The 4845-nt window shown below is 65.8% G+C and carries 6 protein-coding genes; 2 read left to right on the forward strand and 4 right to left on the reverse strand.

The features are described from left to right. The 4 genes from RMO40_RS20825 to RMO40_RS20840 all read right to left on the reverse strand — a co-directional run. The coding region (locus tag RMO40_RS20825; protein WP_309725420.1) for an efflux RND transporter permease subunit at window positions 1-930 on the reverse strand (930 nt) is incomplete at its 3' end. A gap of 17 nt (window positions 931-947) precedes the next feature. Continuing rightward, on the reverse strand, window positions 948-2141 hold the full coding sequence (locus RMO40_RS20830) for an efflux RND transporter periplasmic adaptor subunit (protein ID WP_309725422.1): 1194 nt from the start codon (window positions 2139-2141) through the stop codon (window positions 948-950). A gap of 64 nt (window positions 2142-2205) precedes the next feature. Next, on the reverse strand, window positions 2206-2682 hold the full coding sequence (rnhA, locus tag RMO40_RS20835) for a ribonuclease HI (RefSeq protein WP_309725423.1): 477 nt from the start codon (window positions 2680-2682) through the stop codon (window positions 2206-2208). Continuing rightward, the gene (locus tag RMO40_RS20840; RefSeq protein ID WP_309725425.1) at window positions 2669-3517 is read right to left on the reverse strand and encodes a methyltransferase domain-containing protein; all 849 of its coding nucleotides are present in this window, start codon (window positions 3515-3517) and stop codon (window positions 2669-2671) included. The genes rnhA and RMO40_RS20840 overlap by 14 nt, the downstream gene beginning before the upstream one ends. On the opposite strand from RMO40_RS20840, the gene gloB reads away from it, so the two are divergent. After that, a complete protein-coding gene (gloB, locus tag RMO40_RS20845) occupies window positions 3516-4289 on the forward strand; it encodes a hydroxyacylglutathione hydrolase (RefSeq protein ID WP_309725427.1) in 774 nt (257 codons plus the stop codon). The genes RMO40_RS20840 and gloB overlap by 2 nt on opposite strands. After that, window positions 4286-4845 (forward strand): transglycosylase SLT domain-containing protein (locus RMO40_RS20850; protein ID WP_309725429.1); only part of this gene is annotated, 560 nt, incomplete at its 3' end. The genes gloB and RMO40_RS20850, both read left to right, overlap by 4 nt.

A 4845-nucleotide genomic window follows, 5' to 3' on the forward strand; every position in this document is an offset into this window, starting at 1 on the left:
CAGGTCGAGCTGCAGCTTGGGCAGCATCTCGCGCACACCGGCCGCCACCTCCAGCGGGTTGGCCGTGGCCTGGCGGATGACACCCAGAGACACCGAAGGCACACCGTTGAGCCGCACGCTGCTGCGGTCGCTGGCGGAGGCCTGCTCGATGCGCGCCACGTCGCGCAGCCGCACCGTGTAGCCGTTGGTCAGCTTGAGCACCACCGCATCGAACTGCGCCACGGTGTTGAGGTCGGTGCGCGCGGTGACGCTGAACTCGCGCTGCTGGCTTTCGATGCGGCCCGCAGGCACCTCGAGGTTTTGCTTGCGCAAGGCGTCTTCCACGTCTTGCACGGTCAGCCTGTAGGAGGCGAGCTTGTCCGGGTCGATCCAGATGCGCATCGAGAACTTGCGGTCACCGTTGATCTGCACGTCGGCCACACCCGGCACGGTTTGCAGGCGCGGCTTGACCACACGGTTGACCAGATCGGTCACTTCCAGCGCAGACATGGTCTCGCTGATGAAGGCCAGCCACACCGTGGGCGTGGCGTCGGCCTCGACCTTGGCAATCACCGGCTCGTCGATGGCGTCGGGCAAGCGCGCCCGCACGCGAGACACACGGTCGCGCACGTCGGCCGCCGCGTCGTCGGGGCTTTTCTCCAGCTTGAAACGCACCGTGATCTGGCTTTGTTCGGAGCGTGAGATCGAGGTGATGATCTCGACGCCGTCGATGCCGGCAATGGAGTCTTCAAGCGGCTTGGTGACCTGCGACTCGATGACTTCGGACGACGCGCCGATCAGCCGCGTCGACACGTTGACCACCGGCTCGTCGATGCGGGGGTACTCGCGCACCTGCAGCCGCTGGAACGACACCGCGCCCACCAGGATGAGCAGCAGCGAGAGCACGGTCGCAAAAACCGGGCGGCGAATGGTGGTGTCTGACAAACGCATGGTGTCGTGCCCTCGGTTCAGAGTGCAACCGCGGGGCGGCTGGCTGCACTACTGGCACCACTGGCACCACGCGCTGGCGCACGCGCCGCCGGCTTGTCCACGTCGACCACCCGCACCGGCAGCGACTCGCCGCGCAACAAACGGGTTTGACCGGCCGTGACCACCACGTCGCCCGCTGTGAGGCCCTCAAGAATCTCGACCTTGCCCGGCAGGCGCATGCCGATGCGCGCCTCGATGCGCTGCGAGACCTTGCCCTTCGGCCCGTCGACCACCTTCACCAGATACTGCTTGCCCGCCAGCGGCACCAGGGCTTCTTCGGGCACCACCACCGCATTGGGCCGCGTGGCAAACACCACCCGTGTGCGCGCAAACATGCCTGAGCGCAGCTCGCCACTGCTGTTGGGCAGGCGGGCGCGAACGAGCAGGGAGCGGCCGTTGGCGTCGAGCAGCGAATCCACCGCATCGACCTTGCCTTTGAACGACTTGCCCGGCATCGCGTCGAGCTGCGCTTCGACCGGTTGCCCCGTCTTGACGCGTGCCACGTAACGTTCCGCCAAGCGGAAGTCGAGCACCACCGAAGACAGGTCTTCCACATTCACCAGGTCGGCGCCGTCTTTCACATAGTCGCCCACGTTCACGCTGCGGATGCCGGCGACGCCATCAAACGGCGCCTCGATGCGCATGCGCGCCAACTGCGCCCGCGCCAGTGACACCTGGGCATCGGCCACCTGCATCGCCGCCGCGCTCTGGTCCACCACGCTCTGGCTCACGAAGTTGGCCGCCACCAGCTCGCGGTTGCGCTGCAGGTTGGTGCGCGCAATGCTGGCTTGCGCCTCGGCCTGCTGCAGCTGGGCAGCCTGCAAGGCATTGTCGAGCTGCACTAGCAACTGGCCGCGCTTCACCCGCTGGCCGTCCTTGAAACCCAGGCGCGAAATGCGCCCGCTGACCTCGGGGCGAAGCACCACGCCCTGGTGCGAGCGCAGCGATCCCACGCCCTGGGCGTCGTCGTCGATGGTCATGGCCTCGACCTTGCCCACCTCGACCACCACCGGGCCGCCCGCCCCAGCGGCAGCAGGCGCAGGGCCTGAGGCGCTGGGCGCGGCGGCTCCGGCAACACCACCCGACCCAGACCCTTTGTGCTGGTACCACCACGCAGCGGCACCCGCCACCGAAATGCCCACCACCGCAACCACCGTGTGCAAGATCTTCACGCTCAACCCTGTTTGCTTGTCAAACGAATGTAGCCCGCAGCCACCCCGAGCGGGAAGTTGGAAATCACGTCACCACCGATTCCACGCCGCGGTTTGCCAGGGCATCGGCCCGCTCGTTGCCGGGGTCGCCGGCATGGCCCTTGACCCAGCGCCAGTCGACGTGGTGCAGGTTGCGCAGCGCGTCGAGCCGCTGCCACAGGTCGGCGTTTTTCACCGGCTTCTTGTCGGCTGTTTTCCAGCCTCGGGTCTTCCAGCCATGAATCCACTCGGTGATGCCTTTGCGCACGTATTCGCTGTCGGTGTAAATGGTGATGTCACAGCTGCGCTTGAGCGAGGTCAGAGCTTCGATCACGGCGGTGAGTTCCATGCGGTTGTTGGTGGTCTGGCGTTCACCACCGAAGAGCTCTTTGTCGTGCTCGCCGGTGCTCAGCCAGGCGCCCCAACCGCCCGGGCCGGGGTTGCCCTTGCACGCACCATCGGTATAGATGATCACGGCAGGGCGTTTGATTTTGGCGGCGTCTTGATGTTCAGTCGATGTCATGGGTTTGCAAAGTTTTATTGCTGCTGCGGCCGGCCACGGCCGGCGCAGCTTTCGGGGTCAAGCGTTGGCGGCGCACCAGGCCGACGAGGCGCATGCCGCGCACGCGCTTGACGGCCACCAGCATGTAGACCGCGCCGAGCACCGGCCACCATCGGTCGCCGGTGCGTTCCATCCAGCCAAACCGCTCGAGCCAGGGCTGCGAGCTGAGCGGTGGTCGATAACAACCGAAGCGCCCTTCTTCCACCTCGAAGCTGAGCAAGCGCAGCCAGTCACGCAAACGCCAGTAGCCGATGAACTCACCTTCGCTCGGCATGAACAGCGGCTGCCCCGCGCGCAAGCCCATGCCACGCACCACTCGACCCAGCCGCTGGCGCAGTGCCCACAGGCTGCCGGGGTTGAAGCCGATGATCACCACGCGCCCTTCAGGCATCAGCACCCGTTCGACCTCGCGCAAGGCCTGGTGCGGGTCGCGCGCCAACTCGAGCGAGTGGGGCAACACCACCAGATCGAGGCTGTTGCTGTCGAACGGCAGCGCATCAAAATCGCACTGCAGCACGATGGCACGCGGCGGCGCTGGTTCGGTGGCATCGGGAACTTCGAGTGCCGTGCCAGACTCCACCCTCGGCGCAGGTTGATGATCTACCGCCAACCATCGATGCGGCATGCGGTTGGCGCGCAGCGCGTCGAGCTCGGGCAGGCCCAGTTGCAACGCATGAAAGCCGAACACATCGACCACACAACGATCCAACTGCGCTTGTTCCCAAGCGAGCAAATAGCGGCCCGGTGGCGTCTTCAGCCAGGGGGCCAAACCTATAATCCCGCCTAGTTGCGCCATGAACCTGCTTGCACTGCCTGCCTTCTCTGACAACTACATCTGGATGCTTCACGATGGCCGCCAGGCCATCGTCGTCGATCCGGGGGAGCCGGCACCGGTGGAACGTGCGCTCGACGCGCACGGCCTGGCACTCGCCGGGATTCTAGTGACTCACCACCACGCCGATCATGTCGGCGGCCTCGCTGCGCTGCGCCCTCGCTTGCAAGGGCCGATCTACGCGCCGGCGCGAGAAGACATCCCCCAGCCTTGCACACCCTTGAACGGTGGCGATCACGTCGAGTTGATGGGGTGCCGCTTCGAAGTGATCGACGTGCCAGGCCACACCGCGGGCCACATCGCCTACTTCCACACGCCAGCGAATGGCGATGCACCTATCGTCTTTTGCGGCGACACGCTTTTCTCCGGCGGCTGCGGCCGTCTCTTCGAAGGCACGCCGGCGCAGATGCACCACTCGCTGTCGGCCCTGGCCGCGCTGCCCGGCAACTCGCGGGTGTGTTGTGCCCACGAATACACCTTGTCCAACCTGAAGTTTGCCAACACCGTAGAACCGCTCAACAACGAGCTGCAGGCCTACACCTCGAAGTGCGAAGCCTTGCGCGCTCAAGGCCTGTTCACACTGCCCAGCTCCATTGCGGTGGAGCGACGCATCAACCCCTTCATGCGCTGCGCCCAACCCGATGTGGTGAAGGCCGCCCTGGCGCACGGCGCTGCAAGCGACAGCGAGGTCGAGGTCTTGGCCACGCTGCGCGAATGGAAAAACAACTTCCGATGACTCTGTTCCCGAACTGGCGGCTGATGGCCGTCGTGGTGCTTGGCTTGTTGTCGAGCGCCTGCGCCACGCTCATCGAACCACCGGATCAAGGTGCCGACCTTCCCGCCGTGATCGACTCGGTCAAGCTGTCGCCACCGGGCGAAGCAGCGTCGGCGCCATTCGCCACTGCGTCGACACCAGCGTCAACCGCGTCGACCCCCGCTGACGGCGGAGGCCCGGTGGCTTCTGCGCCGGTGGACCCCTTGCGGCCCGACGAGCCGGTCGATTTGCAATCCAAGGTCGCCCAGGTCGACTTGTGGGAGCGCTTGCGCCGTGGCTTTGCCATGCCCGATCTCGAAACCAACCTCGTGCGCACCGGCGAGCAGTGGTACTCGAGCCGCCCAGACTACGTGCAGCGCATGACGGAGCGCGGCAGCCGCTACCTCTTCCACATCGTTGAAGAAGTGCAACGCCGTGGCATGCCGACCGAGCTGGCCTTGCTGCCCTTCATCGAGAGCGCCTTCAACCCGCAGGCCATCTCATCGGCCAAGGCCTCGGGCATGTGGCAGTTCATGCC

This window comes from Rhizobacter sp. (genome assembly GCF_031412075.1).
GTDB lineage: Bacteria > Pseudomonadota > Gammaproteobacteria > Burkholderiales > Burkholderiaceae_C > Rhizobacter.

Bases quoted from the DNA above. Each gene is read 5' to 3' on its own strand.
- gloB (WP_309725427.1), top strand. From the start codon at position 3,516: ATGAACCTGCTTGCACTGCCTGCCTTCTCTGACAACTACATCTGGATG.
- rnhA (WP_309725423.1), bottom strand. From the start codon at position 2,682: ATGACATCGACTGAACATCAAGACGCCGCCAAAATCAAACGCCCTGCC.
- RMO40_RS20840 (WP_309725425.1), bottom strand. From the start codon at position 3,517: ATGGCGCAACTAGGCGGGATTATAGGTTTGGCCCCCTGGCTGAAGACG.